Genomic DNA, 19,437 nt, shown 5'->3' on the forward strand with positions numbered 1-19,437 from the left:
TAGGTCGTCGGAGATTCCGCGACGACCCAATAAGCGGCCGGTCAGAAGATCCACATCAGAGGTGCGGTACGGGCACCTGGCAGAGTGGCAGTGTGAATCTTGACGAGGGCGCCGGCCTGCTGCACCGTCTCACGTCGTACGTTCCGGAACGCGAGTGGACCGTCCCGGTGGACGACGCGCGGGTGCGCCACGACCTGATCCCGAACGACCCCGACACGCTGCCGCCCCAGATGAAGGTCTACGCGGACGATCTCGAGGCGCTGACTCTGCCACGCGAGCTACCCGACCCGCAGGTGAGCGCCACGGCGGTGCTGGCGGGTGTCGCCGCCCCGGCCCTGCCGCTGGACGCCGCCCAGCTGGGCCGGGTGCTCTTCCTGGGCGCCGGTGTAGTGCGCAGCGGGATGCGAAACGGGTGCCGGGTCCTGTACCGGGCCGCCGGGTCGGCCGGGGCCCGGTTCCCGCTCGAGGTCTACGTCAGCGTCCGTGGCGTGGCCGGGGTCCCGGACGCGGTGTACTGGTACGACGCGGTCCGGCATGCCCTCGTCCGCATCGCTCCCGCCGCTGCCGGCACGGTGACCACTCTGATCGTGACGGGTGTGCCCTGGCGGACCGGCTGGCGCTATGCCGAGCGTGGCTGGCGGCACCTGTACTGGGACGCCGGAACCGTGCTGGCCCAGCTGGAGGCCGCTGCCGGCAGTGCGGGCCTCGCGCCCCGGGTGCGCTCGCAGTTCCCGGATGCCGCGGTGCGCGACCTGACCGGCGCCGACGGTGTGCACGAATACCCGCTGGCATTGCTCTCGCTCGGCGGCGGCGATCCGGCGATCCGGCCGACCGGCCCGGCAACCCGGGGGGAGTTGCCCGAGGTGGAGCTGCCCCTGTGCACCGCCGCGCAGCGCAGCGGCGAGCGGGACACTCTGGGCGAGCCCTGGCGGGTCGGCCCGGCGCTGCCGGAGGTGCCGCCGTCCGCCTCGCTCGACGAGGTCGTCCGCCGACGCGGCTCTCAGCGACGGATGGACCGCTCTCGGACGCTGACCCCCGAGCTGTTGCGGTGGCCACTGGCCGCGGCCCTGCGCGGTGTCCGGCTACCGCATTGGGTCGTCGTGCACGGCGTCGACGGCGTCACGCCGGGACTGTACCGGTGGCCAGACCTGGAACAGCCGGTGCACGCCGCGGACCTGCGCGACGAGCTCTTGCGGATCTGCCTCGACCAGGCACTGGCCGCCGACGCGGCCTACGTGGTGATCGCGGCCGCACCGCTTGCGGGGCTCGACGACCGGAGCTACCGCGATGCCCAGCTGGTGGCCGGGCTGGTGGAGGGCAGACTGCACCTTGCCGCGTACGCCCTGGGCGCCAGCGCCTCCGGAATGACGTTCCTCGACTCGGAGGTACCCGCCCTGCTGGGCGAGCCGGACGAGTTGGCGACGCTGCTGTTCACCTGCGTGGGCGTCCCGGAGTACCGCTCCCGGCCGGGCGGGGGACCGGGCGACCCCGTCGCCGTCCGCCCGGTCGCTCCCCGCCTGGGCAGCTCCTGACACCACTTGCGAGGGCCCGCACCATCGGGTCCCAGCGACCCACAGCGTACCGAAAGGTCGACCGTCATCATTGCCGCGGCAGCCCTTTGCGCCTATCTGAGGAGATCACGCTGTTACGCCGCAACATATACGCCGTCCTGCTGGGCGGCACCATCGTGCTGGCCGGCACCGCCGGTGCCGGACCGGTGCTCGCCAGCAGTTTCGGACCGGCGCCCGCCCGGCCGACGGCCACGCCCACGACGCTGCGGCCCACGTCGTCCCCGGTGACCCCGCCCGTCAGCCCGTCGCCGACGCCGGTGTGCAGAACGGAATCGAGTTCCGCGCCGACCTGGACGCCTACCCCGGGCACCACGGCGCTGTATCGGAAGCGGCCGCCGAAGCCGTCAACGACCACGGTGCCTCCACGGCCGACTTCATCGCCCACGTCGGCGCGGCCGACTTCATCGCCCACGTCAGCGCGGCCGACTTCACGGCCCACGTCGGCGTGGCCGACTTCGCCGCCGCCCACGTCGGCCCCGCCGAGTTCCCCGCCGACGTGGGAGCCGCCTCAGCCGTCCTCTCCGGAGCCGTCGTGGGAGCCGGTTCCGAGCAGCCCGGCGCCGGACACCACCCCGTGCGAGCTGGGTCCGACCCCGCCGGCTGTCTGCGACGACAACCCGAGCCCGCAGCCGAGCAACACGCCGAACCCGGATCCCACCATGACCCCGAGTCCGGACCTGCCGTCCTGGGACCCCTCGGCGACTCCGGACGCGACCAGCGCGGCCCTGTTCGGCAAGCGCCGTCCGACCCCGCGCCCGTCCCTGACCTCGCCGCGAACGTGGCCTACCAGGCCGCCGACGGCCGGCCCCGCACCCAGTAGCCCCGTGCCCACCTGCGTGCCCTGACCCCTGAATGCGCCGGCGGCTCCCGAGTCCGCGAAGCCGCCGGCGCATCCGGTCAACGCACGGTCGGTAGCAGCAGCCCGTGCTCGTACGCGTTGATCATCAGGTGGACGGGTTCACCGGCCCACGATCCGGTCCGGCGCCGGGACGTGCCCGGCTCTGATGTCGCTCGGGGCGGGAATCCGCACGCCGCTACCGTCCTGAGGGATGGCTCGCGGGCTGGGCGTCCAGGGTCCGGTCGTGGTGCAGGGAGGAGCCGGCGGTCTCGCGGGCCAGCAGCACGGCGACCACGGTGAACACCGACGCCACCGTCATGTAGATCGCCACCGCCGTGGTGTTCGGCTGGGCGACGTCCCCGAGCAGCTTCAGGGCGATGATCGGAGCGAGCGCCCCGGCCAGGATGGACGCGAGCTGGTAGCCGACCGACGCGCCGGTGTAGCGCACCGACGTCCCGAACAGCTCGGAGAGGAACGCGGCCTGCGGTGCGTACATGAGCGCGTGCAGCACCAGCCCGACGACCACCGCAAGAATGATCTTCGGCTCGGAGCGGCTGCCGACCAGGTTGAAGAAGACGAACGACCACAGTGCGAGACCGACGGCCCCGGTCAGGTAGAGCGGGCGGCGCCCGACCCGGTCGGAGAGCGCGCCGATCGCCGGGATGACGAAGAACTGGACGGCGGAGCCGATCAGCAACGCGGTCAGGATCATGCCCTTGTCGGCGGCGGTGCCGGCGAACTTCGTCAGGTAGGTGATCGAGATGACGGTGACCAGGTAGTACCCGATGTTCTCGGCGAGCCGCATGCCCATCGCCAGCAGGATCTCCCGTGGGTAGCGGCGGACCACCTCGAGCAGCGGCTGGTGGTCGCGGCCGGCCAGGTCGGCCCGAGCCTGCCGGAACACCGGCGACTCCTCGATGGACAGCCGCACCCAGAGGCCGACCAGCACGAGCACGGCGCTGAGCAGGAACGGGATGCGCCAGCCCCACGCCTGGAACGCTTCGTCCGGCTGGACCAGCGCGAGCAGCCACAGCACGCCGGTCGCGAGCAGGTTGCCGAGCGCGACCCCGGCCTGCGGCCACGAGGACCAGAAGCCGCGCCGGGCGTCGTCGCCGTGTTCGGCGGCCATCAGGACGGCACCGCCCCATTCGCCGCCGACCGCGAAGCCCTGCAGCAGGCGGCACACCAGCAGCAGGACCGGTGCGGCGACGCCGATCGTGGCGTACGTGGGGAGCAGGCCGATCGCGACCGTGGCCAGGCCCATCACCAGGAGTGAGACGACCAGCATGCGTTTGCGGCCGATCCGGTCACCGAAGTGCCCGAAGACCACCCCGCCGAGCGGGCGGGCCACGAAGCCGAGCGCGTACGTGCCGAAGGCCAGCAGGGTGCCGGTGACCGGGTCGGAGGTGGGGAAGAACAGGGTGCCGAAGACGAGGGCGGCCGCCGAGCCGTAGAGGAAGAAGTCGTACCACTCCACGGCGGTGCCGACCAGTGATGCCAGGACGACCTTGACGATGGGGGCGCGGCCGGTGTCGGCCGGCGTTGCCGAGGTGGTGGACATGGGGCGGATCCTCTCTGCGGGGTGCGGTACCGGGACGCTATTCCGGGTGCCGTCGCCCGCCCATGTCGTGGGGAACCACAATGAATACCGGGGCGGTGTCGGTCAGCCACGCAGGTTGTGCAGGCGCAGCGCCAACTGCAGGTCGAGCACCCGGCCCGGCTGGTGCCAGTCGTCGCCGAGCAGCCGCGCGATCCGCTCCAGCCGCTGGGTGACGGTGTTGACGTGCACGTGCAGCGCTTCGGCGGCTTTCGTCAGTCCGCCGCCGGCTTCGAAGTAGGCCTCCAGGGTGCGGACCAGGGCGGTGCCGCGGCGGGTGTCGTAGTCGATGACCGGGCCGACGACGCCGTGCACGAACGCGGCCACGTCGCGGCGCTCACCCAGCAGCAGGCCGACGTAACCGAGCTCGGTCGTACCGCCGCCGCTGCCGCCTCGACCGAGTGCCACCAGTGCGCTGAGGCACTGGCCGGATTCCAGGCTGGTGGATGCGACAGCATCCGGCCGGCGGGCCGGGCCCGCGCCGCCCGCGGTGACCGACCGGCTCAGCGTGCGGCCGAGGTCCCGGCTGACCAGCCGGGCGGCGGCCGCCGCGTCCTCGCCGGGCAGCAGCAGGACGATGCGGCCCTCGCGGGCGACGGCCAGGCCCTGGCGGGCGGCGGCGAAGGTCCGGGCCCAGGAGATCGCGCGCTGGCCGAGGCCCTCGCCGTTGTGGTCACCGGCCGTGACGACGACGTACGGCGCGTCGATGTCGAGGCCGAGCCGTCCGGCGCGGGTCCGGACCGCCTGCGGGTCGCGGACCGGGCGGCTGATGAGGTCGTCGAGCAGGTCGCCGCGGACCTGGGCCTCGGCTTCGGCGACGGTCCGGCGGAACAGCAGCAGCAGGGCGGTGACCTGGGCGCCGCGTTCCAGGATGCGTTCGTCGGCGTCGGTGAGGGGGTGGGCCGGGTGCAGCACGAGCGCGCCGAGGTCGTCGGCGCCGGCGACGACGGCGGCGATGGCGAGTTCGTCACGCCGGACGGTGCCGCCTCGGCCCCGCGAGGCGGCCACGGCCTCCTCGACCAGGGTGGCGGCGGGTTGCGGCAGGTCGGCGGCGTAGCCGGGGGTGCTGGCGGTGGCCAGCGTTCGGCCCTGCGCGTCGATGACCAGCAGGGTGCCGTGCAGGACGTCGACCAGGTCGGCGGCGACCTCGTCGACCTGGCCGCCGCGCAGCACGACGGCGGTCATCCGGTCGTGGGCGGCGGCGGCCCGTTCGACCGACTCGCTGTGGGCGCGGATGACGGCGTTGGCGGCGGAGAGTTCGGCGAGCGCGGCCTGGGTCTCGCTGAGCAGGCGGGCGGTGTCGAGGGCGACGGCCGCGTGGGCGGCCAGCGACTGCAGCAGGTCGACCTCGTCGCGGGCGAAGGGCCGCTCGGCGCGGTCGGCGGCGAACAGGACGCCGATCACCGACGATCCGAGCCGCATCGGTACGCCGAGGATCGCCACGAGGCCCTCCTCGGTGACCCCGTGGTCGATGTCGGCCTTGTGTTTGAAGCGGCTGTCCGTCGGATAGTTGGCGGTGGCGTAGGGCGCGCCCGTGAGCGCGACGAGCCCACCGAGGCCGGCGCCGGGTTCGAGGCGCAGCCGCTGGAAGCTCGCCGCGACGGAGCCGTCGGTGACGCGCATGTAGGTGTCGCCGCGTTCGCTGTCGTTGAGCGTCATGTAGGACACGTCGACGTTGAGCAGGGTGCGGGCGCGGTGCACGATCGCCCGCAGCACCGCGTCGACGTCGCGGAGCCCGGCCAGGTCGCCGGCGGTGTCGTAGAGCGCGGACAGCTCCTCCTCGCGGCGGCGTCGCCGTTCCAGTAGCGCCCGGACCCGCAGGGCGAGCAGTTTGGCCTGCTCGACCTCGACGAGGGCGGCCCCGGACAGGCCCGCGGAGCGGGCGTCGACCAGGGGCCGCTCGAATTCCACGAGCGTGGCCTCGCGTGCCAGCAGTTCCAGGAAGTCCCGTTCGTGAGGCACGGCGGCAGTCACGCGATCCTTTCCCCTGGCCGGTTCAGCATCGTCCGTCGGCGAGGACGTAGTAGTTCGGTCCGGTCTGCTGGAGTGTGCGCACGGTGAACGTGTTCCACAAGCCCATCGCCTGGCCGGATCCGTTGGCGTAGGTGTATCCGCCGGACTGCCGGGCGCGTCCCGCGGTGGTGTGCGCGTAGTTGCTGGCGGTGAAGCACGGCTGCCCGGTCGGCGACGGCGACGGTGCGGGGGCCGACGGCGACGGCGCCGGACCGCTCAACTCCCAGGACCGCGCGATGTAGTAGGAGGAGCAGACCGAGTTCAGGAAGTACGAGCCTGCCGTCCCGCACTGGTTCTCGGCGCCGCCGGGCGCGACCGGGGTGCCGTGCCCCAGGCCCTGCACGCGATAGAGGCTGACGGCCGGCCGGCCCCCGCTGTCGTGGTAGTACTCGACGGCGGTCGGCCCGGGCAGGGTCGCGCTCGCCGATGCGGTCTGCGGGATGCCCCAGACGTCGGTCCACTGGTCGCGCAGTTCGGTGGCGTTGGCGGGGACCACCGTGCTGTCGGTGGTGCCGTGCCAGATGCCGACGCGCGGCCAGGGTCCGGTGTATCCGGGGTAGGCGGCCCGGACCAGGTCGCCCCACTGCGCCGGGGTCCTGGTCTGCGCCTGGCCCTGGCAGACGGTGCCGCAGTTGTACGGCAGCCCGGCGATGACCGCGCCTGCGGCGAACACGTCGGGATAGGCGGCCAGCATCACCGCGGTCATCGCACCCCCGGCGGACAGGCCGGTGACGTAGACGCGGTGCGGGTCGGAGCCGTACGCCCGGATCGCGTGATCGACCATCTGCTTGACGGAGAGTGCTTCGCCCTGGCCACGGGCGATGTCACCGGCGTTGAACCAGTTGAAGCAGGACAGCGCGTTGTTGGCGGAGCTCTGTTCGGGGAAGACGACCGCGGCCCGGTACAGGTCGGCGTACTTGGGCCAGCCGGAGTTGGCGTAGTAGGTGGCGGCGCTCTGCGTGCAGCCGTGCAGGGCGACCACCAGCGGCCGGCCGGCGGGCAGGTCGTCGGGGACGTAGGCGTACATGCGCAGTGCGCCTGGGTTGCTGCCGAACGAGCCGACCTGGGCGAGGGTGGCGGCGGCGTTCGCGGGGGTGAACGGGGCGGCGGCGAGGCCGGCGGCGGCCAGCAGGAAAGCGGCCACCACCGGCAGATATCTACGGGGATTCATGTCGCGGACGTTACGGTCATGTTTCCGGCAATCCCATGTACCCACTGCCCACTTCGATTCCCAGTGATGTATGGATTCGCTCCGCCACACGCGCGGCACCGGCTCCGGCCAGGATCGTGTAGTGGTTGACGTCCGGCACCAGCTCGGCGTCCAGGCCGGCGAGCTGCTCGGCCCGGTACAACCCGCCCTCCTCGTCCATCAGCCCGCGCGGCGCCCACAGCAGCGGGAAGTCCGCCGGCCGTGGGTCGCGCAGCATGTCGGCGGCGTCGCCGCGGATCGCCGCCAGGGCGCAGGACGACCCGGATCCGGTGAAATCGCGCAGGACGTACGCCTCCAGGTCCGAGTTCCAGTAGCGGCCCAGCGCGGGATTGGCCCGGAAATAGTCGAGGTACGCCTCCGCGGACGGGAAGGTCATCGACAGCCGTCGCATGGCCGGGCCGATGACCGCCTCCAGCGCCGTGTCCACGTCGAGGTGCGCCGGTACGCCCAGCGCGACCCCACCGTCGACCATCAGCACGGGACCGAACCGGCCGGGGTGACGGGCCGCGGTGGCCGCCACCACGAACCCGCCCATCGAATGGCCGACCAGCGGCGCTCGCGTGACACCGAAGTGGTCGGCGACGGCGAGCAGGTCGTCGGCGTGCGTGTCCAGGCCGTACGGGCCGGGCAGCCCCGCGCTGCCGGCCCGGCCGCGCAGATCCGGGGCGACCAGGTGGACGCGACCGCGCAGGGCACGGGCGACCGGGGCCCAGGCCAGGGCGTTGGCGGTGATGCCGTGGGCCGCGATCACCGTCGGGCCCTCCGCGGGCCAGCTCACGACCCGCAGCGTGCCGCCGGCCACCGGTACATCGATCTCCGTCATATCGATCATGGCGTCAGTGTGCCGTCCAGCCGCCGTCGATGACGATCGACGACCCGGTGATCAGCGAAGCCGGCGGGCTGCACAGGTAGGCGACGATCTCGGCGACCTGCTCCGGCTCGATCAGCCGCCGGATGGCGGCGCGCTGCAGCATGATCTTCTCGATCACGTCGGCCTCCTCGATGCCGTTGATCTGCGCCTGGTCGGCGATCTGCCGGTCGACCAGCGGGGTACGCACGAACGCCGGGTTGACACAGTTGGAGGTCACCCCGTGGGCCGCCCCCTCCAGCGCGGTGACCTTGGACAGACCCTCGAGGCCGTGCTTGGCGGTCACATAGGCGGCCTTGTAGGGCGAGGCGATCAACCCGTGCACCGAGGAGATGTTCACGATCCGGCCCCAGCCGCGCTCGTACATGTGCGGCAGCGCCGTCTTGATCAGCCGGAACGGCGCCTCCACCATGACCCGCTGGATCAGGGTGAACTTGTCGGCCGGGAAGTCCGGCAGCGGCGCGACCACCTGCAGGCCGGCGTTGTTGACCAGGATGTCCGCCGCCGGCAGCGCGTCGACCGCACCGGGGTCGGACAGGTCGGCCGGCACCGCCCGCCCGCCGATGGCCGCCGCCACCTCCTTCGCCGATCGCTCGTCGATGTCCACCGCCACCACCTCGGCGCCGGCCGCGGCCAGCCGCTCGGCGCAGGCCCGGCCGATGCCGCTGCCGGCACCGGTCACCAGCGCGGTCCGCCCCGTCAGGTCGAGATCGACCACTCGTGCCGTCGTCATGGCGGTGACCGTACGGCGCACCGGTGGCCGCTGATATGTGGCCGGCCCACAGAGAACCGGCCATCCATGTGTGTCCGAGCTGGATGGCCTGGGTCACACCCTCCCTCCTAGCTTCTAGCGACAACGAACAGATTCCTTACGGAAGGCGTCCGATGAATGGTTCGACGACATCCCGGCGCGCGATGATAAGTGCGGTCCTGGCCGCCGTCACGGTCACCGCGACCGGCTGCGGCAGCCCACAGGCCGCCGGCAACGGCTCCGGCTCCTCCGCGCCGATCGACGTCGGTGTGGTCTACGCCCAGTCCGGACCGCTGGCCGGCTACGGCGCGCAGTACGCCGAAGGCTTCAAGGCCGGCCTCGCCTACGCGACCGGCGGCACCGGCAAGATCGGCGAACGGCCGGTCAGTGTCACCTGGACCGACGACGCCGGCGACCCGGTGAAGGCCGTCTCCGCGGCCAAGGACCTGATCGGCAAGGGCTACAAGGTGCTCGCCGGCTCCACCAGCTCCGGCGTCGCCGTACAGGTCGCACCGCTGGCGGCGCAGAACAAGGTGCTGTTCGTCTCCGGCCCGGCCGCCACCGACGCGGTCACCGGCGCCAACAAGTACACCTTCCGCTCCGGCCGGCAGTCGTACCAGGATGTGCTGGCCGCCCGGGCGTTCCTCGGCACCGGGAAGAAGGTCCTGGTCTTCGCCCCCGACTCGGCGTTCGGCAAGTCCAACGTCGAGGCCGTCAAGAAGGTCCTCGGCGGCGCCGGCGCGACCGTCACCGACCTCGCCGTCCCGGCCACCGCCACCGACTTCACCCCGTTCGCCAACCAGGTCAAGGCCGCCGCCCCCGACCTCGTCTTCGTCGCCTGGGCCGGCACCACCGCCGCCGCCATGTGGCGGGCCCTCGACCAGCAGGGCGTGCTCGCCTCCAGCAAGGTCGTCACCGGCCTGGACCTCCGCGCCTCCTGGCCCGGGTTCGGCGCCGGCGGCGCGAAGCTCAACCTGCTCGCCCACTACTTCGACGGCGCCACCGACAACGCCGCCTACCAGGCCCTCAAGGCCGCGGTGCCGGGCGGCCGGACCGACCTGTTCCACCCGGACGGCTTCGCCGCCGCCCAAATGATCGTGCACGCCCTGCAGAGTTCCCCGGACGACACCGACAAGATGGTCGCCGCCCTGGAAGGCTTCAGCTTCGACTCGGTCAAGGGCAAGCTCACCGTCCGCGCCGAGGACCACGCCCTGCTGCAGCCGATGTTCCAGGCCAGACTCACCGGCACGGGCGACGCGCTGAGCGCCACCTCGACCGGCACCATCACCGCGCAGGACGCCGCCCCGCCCGTGACCACGATGAAGGGCTGACCGGCGATGCCGACCGCTACCACCGTCGCCGCCCTCGCGGTGCGGGGCGCGTCCTGGCGGATCGGTGCGGTACCGATCGTCGACGACGTGACCCTGGACCTCGGACCGGGCGAGTTCGTCGCCCTGATCGGACCCAACGGCGCCGGCAAGACCTCGCTGTTCAACCTGATCAGCGGGCTGCGCCGGCCCAGCGCCGGCCGGATCCTGCTGGGCGGTCACGACGTGACGGCCCTCGCCCCGCACCTGCGGGCCCGCCACGGCCTGGGCCGTACCTTCCAGACCTCGGCGGTGTTCGGCTCGCTCACCATCGCCGAGAACATCGCCCTCGCGGTGCAGGCCCGCCGGGGCGGTGCGATGCGCGGCTGGCGGCGGTCCACCGACCGCGACATCGCCGCCCGGGCCGAGGAGATCCTTCAGCGGGTACGGCTGGAGCGTCACGCCACCCGTATCGCCGGATCCCTGGCCCACGGGGAGAAACGCAAGCTGGAGATCGCCCTGCTGCTCGCCGGGGAGCCCCGCGTCCTGCTGCTGGACGAGCCGATGGCCGGCGTCAGCCTCGAGGACGTACCCGCGCTGGTCGAGGTGATCCGCGGCCTGACCGCGGGCAGCGGCCGCAGCGTGCTCATGGTCGAGCACCACATGGACGTGGTGCTCGACCTCGCCGACCGGGTCGCCGTGCTGCACCACGGCGCCCTGCTCGCCTGCGACACCCCCGAGGCCGTGATGGCCGACCCCTTCGTCCAGCAGGCGTACCTCGGGGAGCAACTGTGACCGCACCGATCCTGCGCGTCGCCGGCCTGTCGGTCCGTCTCGGCGGATCGCACATCCTGCAGGGCGTCACCTTCGACGTGGCCGCCACCGGCGTGACCGCGCTGCTCGGCCGCAACGGCGTCGGCAAGACCACCACGCTGCGCGCCATCCTCGGCGAGATCCCGGCCGAGGGCGGCGTCGAGTACGACGGCGTGCCGGTCCTCGGCCGCCGCACCCACCGGCTGATCCGCGACGGCCTCGCCTACGTGCCCGAGGACCGGTGCGTCTTCGCCGGCCTGACCGTCGCCGAGAACCTGCGACTGGCCGAACGCGTCCCGAACCCCGACTACCGGCTCGTGCACGAACTGTTCCCCGAGCTCGAGGCCCGGGCCGCCCAGCGCGCCGGGACCCTCTCCGGCGGCCAGCAGCAGATGGTCGCCGTTGCCCGGGTGCTGCTCAACCCGAACCGGCTGCTGCTGGTCGACGAACCGACAAAGGGACTCGCGCCCGCCGTGGTCACCTCGGTCGCCGCCGTCCTCGGCCGGGTCGCCGAACGCGTACCCGTGCTGCTCGTCGAGCAGAACCTGGCCGTCGTCCGCAAGCTCGCCACCGACGCCATCGTCCTCGAGGCCGGCCGGGTCGCCTGGCAGGGCCGCGCCACCGATCTGCTCGGCGACGCCGAAGCGACCAGATCGCTGCTCGGCGTCGGATCCACCGCCGGGAGGCACTGACTTGTCCACCGTGGTCCTGCTGACGCTGACCGGGCTCGGCCTGGCGGCGCTGTACTTCCTCATCGCCTCCGGCCTGTCGCTCGTGTTCGGCCTGGCCGGCGTCCTCAACTTCGCGCACGGCCTGTTCCTGTCCGTCGGCGCCTACGCCACCTGGTGGGCCGCCCCGCACTGGGGCCTGCCCGCCGCCGTGGCCTTCGGCGTCGCCGCCGCGGCCGCCACCGGCGCCCTGGTCGAACTCGTCCTGATCCGGCCGCTCTACACCCGCCACACCGAACAGGTGCTGGTCACCGTCGGCCTGTCCCTGGCCGGGGTGGCGCTGCTCCAGTCGCTCTGGGGCGCCGACGCCCGGATCTTCCCCCGGCCCGCCTGGGCCGCCGAGGTCACCGGGGTGCTCGGCGCGAGCGTGCCCGTCGACCGATACCTGCTCATCGGCGCCGCCGTACTCGTGCTCCTCGCCCTGCTCGCGTTCCTGCGATTCACCCGGTACGGCCTGATCATCCGGGCCGGCGTCGAGAACCGCGCCATGGTCAGCGCGCTCGGCATCGACGTCCGCATCGCGTTCACCCTGGTCTTCGCGATCGGCGGGGCGCTGGCCGGGCTCGCCGGGATCCTCGGCGGCATGTACTTCAGCGCGATCTCGCCCGGCCAGGGCGCCTCGCTGCTGATCTTCGCCTTCATCGTCGTGGTCATCGGCGGTCTCGGCTCGGTCACCGGGTCGGCGATCGCCGCCGTCGCGGTCGGCCTGCTCCAGCAATTCGTGAACTACTACGGCGCGCCCGGCGCCGGTGACGTCAGCGTGGTCGTGCTGCTCGCCGCCGTGCTGCTGACGCGCCCGGCCGGCGTCGCCGGAAAGGTGGCAACGGCATGACGGCACGACTGAAGCCCTTCGCACCGCTGCTGGCCCTGCTCGTGGCGGCGGTACTGCCCTGGTCGACGCTGTCGGTGCCCGGGCTCTTCGACGGCGCGCTCAACTCGCCCGGAACCCTGCAACTGCTCGCCGTCTGCCTGGTCTTCGGTGGGCTCGCCCTCGGCTACGACCTGCTGTTCGGCCGGGCCGGGCTGCTCTCCTTCGGTCACGCGCTCCACGTCGCCGCCGGAGCGTACGGCGTCGACATCCTGGTCAGCCACTACGGCTGGCCGCTGTGGAGCGCCGCGCTGACCGCCGTGCTGGCGGCCGCGGTGCTCGCCGCCCTGCTCGGTTCGGTCGCGTTGCGTACCTCCGGAATCGCCTTCTCGATGGTCACCCTCGCGTTCGCGCAGGTCGCTCAGATCACGGTCAACCGGGACCCGGGCGGCCTGACCGGTGGTGAGGAGGGCCTGCCGATGAGGACCTCCGGCCTGCCCGCCGGCCTCGTCGGCGTGCTCAACACGGTCAACCTGTACTGGCTGGCGCTGGCCTTCCTCACGGTCGTGGTGCTGGTCGTGCACACCATCGACCGGGCGCCGCTGGGCCGCACCCTGATCGGCCTGCGCGACGACGAGCGGCGCATCGCGGTCCTCGGGCTCTCGCCGTACCGGCTGAAGCTGGTCGCCTTCGTGACCGCCGGCGCCCTCGCCGCGCTCGGCGGCGTCACCTACGCCCTCGTCGCCGGCGGGGTCTCCCCGCACATCGCCTCGTCCGAACTCACCCTGTCACTGATCGTGATGGCGGTCCTCGGTGGCGCCGGCACCCGATGGGGAGCGCTGCTCGGCGGCATCCTGTACGCCTACCTCGACCAGCGGCTGGCCCGCCTCGGCGGTGGGCTGCCCGGGCCGTTCGGGCAGCCGCTGTTCGTGCTCGGCACGCTGTTCATCCTGGCCGTCTACTTCGTGCCGGGCGGCCTGGCCGGCCTGAGCCGTCGCTGGCAGACCCTCCTCGGCTCGCTGAAACCGAGAACCGGCTGACCGTTGCCCCGAACGCTGCCCGAAGGGCTGACTTAAGTAGACCCGGGGTATACCTCCGGCCGCTGCTGAGCGGCCGGTCCCGACCCTACGGTCGGCTGATGACGAGCGGTACGCGGACACGACCACCCGGGCCGACCGAGCCGGCGGCCCGGGCCCTGGGGCCGGACCTGGCACGAGGCTTCATGCTGTTGTTCATCGCGCTGGCCAACACGCACTACTTCCTGCGCGGCCCCTCTGTGCTGGGCGGCTATCCGCATGCCGGGTCAGCGGTCGACGCGGCGGTGACGTGGCTGCTGGCGACGTTCGTGGATGGCCGGGCCTTTCCGATGTTCGGGCTGCTCTTCGGTTACGGTGTCGCGCAGATCGCACGACGGCAGCGGGAACGCGGGGCGCGGGGCGTACGCCGTCTGCTCTGGCGCCGCAGCGCCGCGCTCGTGACGGTCGGCCTGACCGACGCCCTGCTGTTCTTCGTCGGCGACATTCTCGCCGCCTATGGTGTGCTGTTGTTCCTGGGCGTCTGGTTGATCCGTTGGAAGGACCGCTGGCTGCTGGTGTTCGCCGTCGCGTTCCTGGCGCTGAACGCGTTGCCGAGTGGTGACGCGTCCACCATCAGCCGTGAGCCGGCGGATCCGTCGATGCTGCCGCCGGACCTGAGCGCCATGCTCACGCACCGGGTGCCGGTAGCGCTGTTCATCGCCGCGCTCGGGCCGATCGGGTTCCTCGCGCCGTTCGCGGTGGGCCTCTGGGCGGGCCGCCGCCGCATCCTGGAGCAGCCGGAACGGCACCGGCGGGCGCTCACCGTCGCCGCCGTGGCCGGCCTGGGCGCCGCGGTGCTGGGTGCCCAGCCGATCGCGCTGCTGCTCGCCGGGATCATCGAGGAGCCCGGTCAGCAGACACTCGCGTGGCTGGCCTCGCTGCACGGCACGACGGGAACGCTGGGTGGTCTCGGATATGCCGCCCTGATCTCGTTGCTCGCCGTGCGCCTGGCCGGTCGGCGCCGTCCGATCGTGGACGCGATCGCGGCCACCGGTCAGCGGTCGATGACCTTCTACCTGATGCAGTCGATGACGTGGGCGGTGGTGTTCACGCCGTTCCTGCTCGACCTCTCCGGAACGCTGACCGTCCTCGGCACGGCATTGCTCGCCGCCGCGACGTGGGCGGCCGGCGTGGTCATCGCGGACCGGATGCGCCGAGCCGGATGGCGGGGCCCGTTCGAGGTGCTGGTGCGGCGTGTCACGTACGGGAGGCGAGAGGTCCAGGCGACGTAGCGGAGGGCCTTGTTGAGATTCCCGCACCGGCGCCACGCCGCGGTTCGCCCGTCGAGAAAGTGGATCGTCGCCGGCGGCCGGCTTCCGGCGACGATCCACGGATGGCCGGGCCGGGGTTCAGCCGACGCGCTCGATGACCGCGCGGCGGATCAGGAACTTGCCGGGCTCGCGGACCTGCTCGAACGCGGCGTTGTTGAGCAGGATGCAACTGCCCGACGGGGAGGTGACCTTGACGATGGTGCTCTTGTTGTTGTCCAGGTTGGTGACCTTCAGGGTGGTGCCGATCGGGAAGGCGTTGCTGGACGCGCCCGGCGCGCCACCCTCACCGGAGAGGGTGACGGTGGAGCCCTTGCAGACGACTTCGCCGGCCGCGGCGTTACCCGCGTCGCCGTTGTTGCCGCCTGCCGGGGTGGTGGTGGCCGGGGTTGTCGGGGCCGGCTTGTTCTGTCCCTGACCCTGCCCCTGCCCCTGCTCCTGCTCCTGTCCCTGGGTGGGTGCGGGCTGAGCCGCGGCGCCGCCGCCGACCTCGGCGGCGATGTTCTTGGTGCACCCGGCGACGGCGCGCCGCTGGTTGATCAGATCCACTACCGCCTGCCGGTTGGCGATACGCGCCGCCGACTGGGCGTCCGGGGCCGCCTGCTGAGCCGCGATGAACTGCAGGTTCTGGCGCAGCGCCTGGTCAAGACCGTCACAGTTCTCACCCGCGCTGCTGATCCCGGTACTGACCGCGAAGGCGCCCCCAGCCAGGGTCACGGTGGACAGCCCGATGATCACCTTGCGGGTGGTGGCGGACATCTTGTTACGCCGGGTGCGGTACATGGATCTGCTCCTTCGCGTTCCGTGCTGCAGTGGTGCAACACTCACAGTTACGCGGGCGGAGGAGTTGGCGGATCGAAGCAGAACCTTAAACATCCTTAAAAGCGCGAATCCCCCGGACCGGTCATCCGGAGATGCGAAGGCCGCCGACCATCGGATCACGACGGCTGCGTGCCGGGCCGGCGGTCCCGCGACGACCCGGATACAACTGAGTGCCGCTATCCGTTCCAGGCGGCCCACAGCTCGCTGTACCGGCCGCCCGCCCGCAGCAGGTCGTCCGGCGAGCCCTCCTCGACGACCCGGCCCTGGTCCAGGACGAGCACCCGGTCGGCGGACGCGGCCTGGGTGAGCCGGTGCGCCACGATCAGCGTGGTCCGGCCCGCGGTGGCGGCGTCCGCCGCGCGTTCCAGGTCGCGGGCGCCGGAACTGCCCGCCTCGGCGGTGGCCTCGTCCAGCACGGCGACCTCCGGATCGGCGAGGACCAGGCGAGCCAGGGCGAGTTGCTGGGCCTGGGCCGCGGTCAGCCGGTGCCCGCCCTCGCCGACGTGCGTGTCGAGCCCGCCGGGCAGCGCCCGGAACCAGCCCGTCGCACCGACCAGGTCGAGCGCGCCGCGCAGTTCGTCGTCGCTCGCGTCCGGCCGGGCCAGCCGCAGGTCGTCGCGGAGCGGACCGGCGAAGACGTGCACCTCCTGGCTGATCAGGGCGATCCGCTGCCGGGTACGGACCTCGCCCAGTTCGTCGAGGGGCACGCCGCCGAGCCGTACGGTGCCGTCGGTCGGTGCGACGATGCCCGCGGCCAGGCCGGCCAGAGTGCTCTTCCCGGCCCCGCTCGCCCCGACCAGCGCCACCCGCGATCCCGCGGCCAGCCTCAGCGTGATGTCGGCGAGGACCACCGGCCCGTCGTCGTAGTGATGCTCGGTCACCACCACTTCGAGATCGTCGCCGGTCACGCCGGGATCAGCACCGGCGGCGACCGGGGCCGCGGGCAGGGAGGCCACGCCGACCAGGCGGGCCAGGCTCGCCCCCGCCTGCAGCACGGTATCCGCCTCGAGCAGCAGCATCCCGATCGGATTGAACAGCCGGTGGAAGTAGAGTGCCGCGGCCGTCGCCGCTCCGACGGTCGCCATCTGCCCGCGGACCAGCAGGAACCCGGTGATCAGCACGGCCGCCAGGCCGATCAGCTCGGCCCGGTTGATCCGGGACACGAACCGGGTATAGACCTGGAAGACCTCCAGCGTCAGGTCGCGGGTGGTCGCCGAGGACGCGGCGACGTGCGCCACGTGGGTCTCCTCGATGCGGTACGCGCGGGCTGTCGCCGCACCTCGAAGGGCACCCGCCAGCGCCTGGGTGCGTTCACCCGACGCGATCCGCTTCTTCATGTAGTACGGCGCCGATCTGGGCAGATACCACCGCAACGCGAACACGTACCCCGGCGCCGCCACCAGCCCCGCCAGCCCCAGCCGCCAGTCCAGGGCGAACAGCCCACCCGCGGTGAGTACGACGGACAGGGCCGCGCCCACGACCAGCGGCCCACTCCCGGTGATCGCCGACGCCACCACCGTGGCGTCGTCACCGGTGCGCGACACCAGGTCCCCGGTCCCGGTCCGTTCCAGGGTGGCTGAGGGCAGGTGCAGCGCCCGGTCCAGCACCCGTTCCCGCAAGCGGGCCAGCACCGTCTCGCCGAGCCGTGCCGCGACCGCCGTGGCGGCGGTGGTCAGCGCCCCGCCGACCAGGGCCGCCCCCGCGATCACCGTCGCCCAGTAGGCGACCCGGCCCGCCCCGGCCCCGGTGATCACGTCGTCCACGAGCAGGCCCAGCACCCACGGCGCGACGAGACCGGCGGCCGACGCCGCCATCAGCAGCGCCGCCGCGGCCGCGCTGAGCCCGGGCAACCGGGCGAACTCCGCGCGGATCGCCGCCCAGGTCTGCCGCGGCGTGGCGGTGGGCAACAGGATTCGTGTCATCGCAGCACGGCCTCTCGATAGGACGGCTCGGCCGCGACCAGATCGTCGTGCGTGCCCTCCGCGCAGATCCGCCCGTCCTTCAGCACCAGCACCCGGTCCGCGGCCCGCAGCAACGCCGGACTGCTGGTCACCACGACGGTCGCCTGCGGTCGCGCTCGGCGAGCCGCGGTGAGCCGTTCGGCGATGAGCGCCTCGGTCACCGGGTCCACCGCGGTGGTCGGGTCGTGCAGCACCAGCACCGGTGGCGCGGCCGCGACAGCCCGGGCGAGGGCCACCCGCTGCCGCTGGCCGCCGGAGAGGTTGGCGCCCCGCTCGACCAGCACCTGATCCAGGCCACGGTGGTGAAGGACGTCCTCCGCGGCGGCCACCCGGATCGCTGCCAGCAGGGTGTCGTCGTCATCGGCCCCACCGGCGGCCAGATTGTCCCGCAGGGTCCCCTCGAAGAGCGCGACGTCGTGCTGCTCCACGAGCACGACCCGCCGCAGTTCCGCGAGCCGCAGCGACTCCGCCGGGGCTTCGTCGATCCGCACCGAACCCTGGTAGTCCTCGCGCGACACGGTGCCGGCCAGCACCGCCAGCAGGGCTTCGGCGTCACGCGGGTCGTAGGCCACGATCCCGACGGTTTCACCCGCCGGGATCCGTAGGCTCAGACCGTTCAGCGTCCCGTACCGCAGGCCGGTCAGAACGACCCGCTCGCAAGCCGGCGGCGCGGCGCTCTCGGTGCCCGGACGCACCGCCGGCGCCGCCTGAAGGACCTTGGCCACCCGTCGGGCCGACGCCCGCGCGGTCGCGAGCGACTGCACACACCAGCCCAGCACCTGCACCGGCTCGGCGATGAACTGCGCCAGCCCGACCACCGCGACCAGCTCGCCCACCGTGATCCGCCCGTTCAGCGCCAGCCATCCCGCCGCGCCGGTCACCGCGGCCAGCAGCAGCCCGTTCACCGCGCTGGTGAGGCCGAGGTGCAGACCTTTCGTGGTGGCGGCGCGCAGGGTGGCGGAGAGGGCGTCGTGGCTGGCCGCCGCGAACCGGCCGGCCGCGTGGTGCTGCGCGCCGATGCCGCGCAGCACGCGCAGCCCGGCGACGAGATCGACGGCGAGCGCGCTGGTCTCGGCCAGGGATGCCTGCTGGGCCTCACTGCGGCGGGTGAGCAGCGGCGCGAGGCGCTGCAGGCCCATCAACACCAGCGGTACGCCCACCAGCACGCCCAGACCGAGCGCGAGATCGACCATGATCAGCGAAACCGCCGACACCAGCAGCGCGCTGCAGGCCGCCGCGGCGAGACCGGCCGTCCGGATCGCCCCGGCCGACTTGTCGGCGTCGGAGGCGGCGACGCTCAGCAGTTCCCCGTCCCGCAGCCCGGACCGCTGGCCGCGCGGGTCGAGGGCCCGTTCGGCGAGCCGTACCCGGGCCAGATGAGCCTCGTGCTCCTTGGCGGCGTAGGAGAACCGGGCCCCGAACCGCCAGGCGAGCGCGAGCACGGTGAAGAGCAGGGCGAGCGCGGCCAGCGAGAGCAGCAGCGCGCCGGTGTCCGAGGTCGCCACCGCCCGGTCGATGACCACGCCGATGGCCACCGGCACCAGGGCCTCGGTGGCCTGGTGCAGGCAGAGCAACGTCACCCCGGCCGCCAGCCGGCCCCGCTGCCGCCGCAGCGCCGGTCGCAGCAATCGGTCTCCCACGTGATCAGGATGCGGCCGGCTGTGCGAGCACAGGGCCCATCCGGTCGGCGAGCCGGATCCCGGCATGGGCGGCGATCGTCGTGTGGATCAGTGATGGCTTCACGAACTCGGTTCTCGTTCCGGCGGCACGGTGAGGGCAGGCGAACCTAACAAAACGACCGGGTTG

At 72.7% G+C, this 19,437-nt stretch carries 17 protein-coding genes; 7 read left to right on the forward strand and 10 right to left on the reverse strand.

Translation table 11 applies throughout. From position 1 onward, the window contains the following. Window positions 1-92 precede the first annotated feature (92 nt). Window positions 93-1,532: a nitroreductase family protein gene (locus tag CHC09_RS15835; protein ID WP_239138233.1), complete on the forward strand. Its 1,440-nt coding sequence runs from the start codon at window positions 93-95 to the stop codon at window positions 1,530-1,532. Between the two features lie 67 nt (window positions 1,533-1,599). Here CHC09_RS15835 and CHC09_RS15840 read toward each other — a convergent pair whose 3' ends face one another. From CHC09_RS15840 to CHC09_RS15870, 7 genes are all read right to left on the reverse strand, one after another. Beyond that, on the reverse strand, window positions 1,600-2,040 hold the full coding sequence (locus CHC09_RS15840) for a hypothetical protein (protein ID WP_089293866.1): 441 nt from the start codon (window positions 2,038-2,040) through the stop codon (window positions 1,600-1,602). Between the two features lie 39 nt (window positions 2,041-2,079). Then, window positions 2,080-2,307 (reverse strand): hypothetical protein, encoded by a 228-nt coding sequence (locus CHC09_RS45185; protein WP_143232359.1) that lies wholly within the window; start codon window positions 2,305-2,307, stop codon window positions 2,080-2,082. A gap of 298 nt (window positions 2,308-2,605) precedes the next feature. Continuing rightward, window positions 2,606-3,970: an MFS transporter gene (locus tag CHC09_RS15850; RefSeq protein WP_089293868.1), complete on the reverse strand. Its 1,365-nt coding sequence runs from the start codon at window positions 3,968-3,970 to the stop codon at window positions 2,606-2,608. Window positions 3,971-4,072: 102 nt separating this feature from the next. Next, window positions 4,073-5,968 carry a helix-turn-helix domain-containing protein gene (locus CHC09_RS15855; protein ID WP_089294186.1) on the reverse strand — a complete coding sequence of 632 codons (1,896 nt, stop codon included), beginning with the start codon at window positions 5,966-5,968 and terminating at the stop codon, window positions 4,073-4,075. Window positions 5,969-6,002: 34 nt separating this feature from the next. Next, window positions 6,003-7,190, reverse strand: coding sequence for an extracellular catalytic domain type 1 short-chain-length polyhydroxyalkanoate depolymerase (locus CHC09_RS15860; RefSeq protein WP_089293869.1), 1,188 nt, complete (start codon window positions 7,188-7,190; stop codon window positions 6,003-6,005). 16 nt (window positions 7,191-7,206) lie between these two features. Then, window positions 7,207-8,061 carry an alpha/beta hydrolase gene (locus tag CHC09_RS15865; RefSeq protein ID WP_089293870.1) on the reverse strand — a complete coding sequence of 285 codons (855 nt, stop codon included), beginning with the start codon at window positions 8,059-8,061 and terminating at the stop codon, window positions 7,207-7,209. Window positions 8,062-8,065: 4 nt separating this feature from the next. Continuing rightward, a complete protein-coding gene (locus CHC09_RS15870; protein ID WP_089294187.1) occupies window positions 8,066-8,830 on the reverse strand; it encodes a 3-hydroxybutyrate dehydrogenase in 765 nt (254 codons plus the stop codon). A gap of 152 nt (window positions 8,831-8,982) precedes the next feature. Here CHC09_RS15870 and CHC09_RS15875 point away from each other — a divergent pair, with 152 nt between their 5' ends. From CHC09_RS15875 to CHC09_RS15900, 6 genes are all read left to right on the forward strand, one after another. After that, a complete protein-coding gene (locus CHC09_RS15875; protein WP_089293871.1) occupies window positions 8,983-10,179 on the forward strand; it encodes a substrate-binding domain-containing protein in 1,197 nt (398 codons plus the stop codon). Between the two features lie 6 nt (window positions 10,180-10,185). Next, entirely contained in the window at window positions 10,186-10,950 is a 765-nt protein-coding gene (locus CHC09_RS15880) for an ABC transporter ATP-binding protein (protein WP_089293872.1), read from the forward strand. Further along, window positions 10,947-11,660 carry an ABC transporter ATP-binding protein gene (locus CHC09_RS15885; protein WP_089293873.1) on the forward strand — a complete coding sequence of 238 codons (714 nt, stop codon included), beginning with the start codon at window positions 10,947-10,949 and terminating at the stop codon, window positions 11,658-11,660. The genes CHC09_RS15880 and CHC09_RS15885 overlap by 4 nt, the downstream gene beginning before the upstream one ends. 1 nt (window position 11,661) lies before the next feature. Continuing rightward, window positions 11,662-12,528, forward strand: coding sequence for a branched-chain amino acid ABC transporter permease (locus CHC09_RS15890; protein WP_089293874.1), 867 nt, complete (start codon window positions 11,662-11,664; stop codon window positions 12,526-12,528). After that, entirely contained in the window at window positions 12,525-13,544 is a 1,020-nt protein-coding gene (locus tag CHC09_RS15895; RefSeq protein WP_089293875.1) for a branched-chain amino acid ABC transporter permease, read from the forward strand. Before CHC09_RS15890 ends, CHC09_RS15895 begins: the two co-directional genes overlap by 4 nt. Before the next feature lie 98 nt (window positions 13,545-13,642). Further along, window positions 13,643-14,812, forward strand: coding sequence for a DUF418 domain-containing protein (locus tag CHC09_RS15900; protein WP_089293876.1), 1,170 nt, complete (start codon window positions 13,643-13,645; stop codon window positions 14,810-14,812). Window positions 14,813-14,929: 117 nt separating this feature from the next. Here CHC09_RS15900 and CHC09_RS15905 read toward each other — a convergent pair whose 3' ends face one another. From CHC09_RS15905 to CHC09_RS15915, 3 genes are all read right to left on the reverse strand, one after another. Beyond that, window positions 14,930-15,631: an RlpA-like double-psi beta-barrel domain-containing protein gene (locus CHC09_RS15905; RefSeq protein WP_089293877.1), complete on the reverse strand. Its 702-nt coding sequence runs from the start codon at window positions 15,629-15,631 to the stop codon at window positions 14,930-14,932. A 215-nt stretch (window positions 15,632-15,846) separates the two neighbouring features. Next, a complete protein-coding gene (locus CHC09_RS15910) occupies window positions 15,847-17,592 on the reverse strand; it encodes an ABC transporter ATP-binding protein (RefSeq protein ID WP_089293878.1) in 1,746 nt (581 codons plus the stop codon). Next, window positions 17,589-19,271: an ABC transporter ATP-binding protein gene (locus CHC09_RS15915; RefSeq protein ID WP_239138234.1), complete on the reverse strand. Its 1,683-nt coding sequence runs from the start codon at window positions 19,269-19,271 to the stop codon at window positions 17,589-17,591. Before CHC09_RS15915 ends, CHC09_RS15910 begins: the two co-directional genes overlap by 4 nt. Window positions 19,272-19,437 lie beyond the last annotated feature (166 nt).

It is taken from the genome of Actinoplanes regularis (genome assembly GCF_900188005.1).
GTDB lineage: Bacteria > Actinomycetota > Actinomycetes > Mycobacteriales > Micromonosporaceae > Actinoplanes > Actinoplanes regularis.